Annotated in this window: 1 protein-coding gene; it reads left to right on the top strand. The window is 29.3% G+C overall.

The features are described 5' to 3' along the window. Positions 1-74: 74 nt before the first annotated feature. Positions 75-665: a hypothetical protein gene (locus tag ACTG7Q_RS10825; RefSeq protein ID WP_439243810.1), complete on the top strand. Its 591-nt coding sequence runs from the start codon at positions 75-77 to the stop codon at positions 663-665. The last annotated feature ends 113 nt before the right edge of the window (positions 666-778 follow it).

Here is a 778-nt window from a genome sequence, read left to right as displayed (position 1 = left end):
ATAATCCTTTTAGTTGTTATTGACATAACAACTAAAACACCTCTGCATATAAAAATAATCCATTGGAGTTTCGTATGAAAAAAATCGCTTTACTTATCTCATCATCATTATTCATTTTATCCAACAGTGTTTTGGCCCAAACTAACTTAAGTCAGTCAGAGCAATATTTAGCTGATTTTTTAGCGGGTAAAAATGTTGCAAATGAATTATTTATTCGAAAAGCTATTAAATCTAGAACTTCTGGATATTATTGGCATTTATCTAAAATGCAAAAGAAAAAATTGGGTAAGAGAAATGTTCTATATATAGGTGGAATATTGATAGATGATGGTCCAGAACATAAAACTATAGCAAGTCTAAAAGATTTTCTGAATTATATCAAAATGAAAAATGTCACTATTTCAGATATGAAATTTACACCTGAGCTTTGTGATGTTGATCGTGATGAAGATTTCTTACATAAATTTGGCTATATGGGAACAACTCTCACAGTTTCTAATGCTAAATTGAATAATGAAGAATTTTCAATCATACGTACTATTATGTTTATGGGAAGCTCTGGTACGCAAGGTTTAGGATTTTATTTTACGAAAGACAAATTAAATATTGAAAAGTGTGAAGATTTTAAGAAAGTGGTTGATTTTCTTGGTGATGATTTAGTATAGATTTGGGATCTAACGAATGAAAAAACTTATATTATTACTGCTACTATTAACTGGCTGTGTACCATTACAGGCAGAAAATTCAACCTTAAGCAGCAAGAAAATACCTAATTATG

Origin of the sequence: Lonepinella sp. BR2474, from assembly GCF_051851555.1 — a bacterium.
Lineage (GTDB): Bacteria > Pseudomonadota > Gammaproteobacteria > Enterobacterales > Pasteurellaceae > Lonepinella.
Note: the sequence above shows the minus strand (reverse complement) of the source record. Positions and strands in the feature narration are given on the sequence as shown.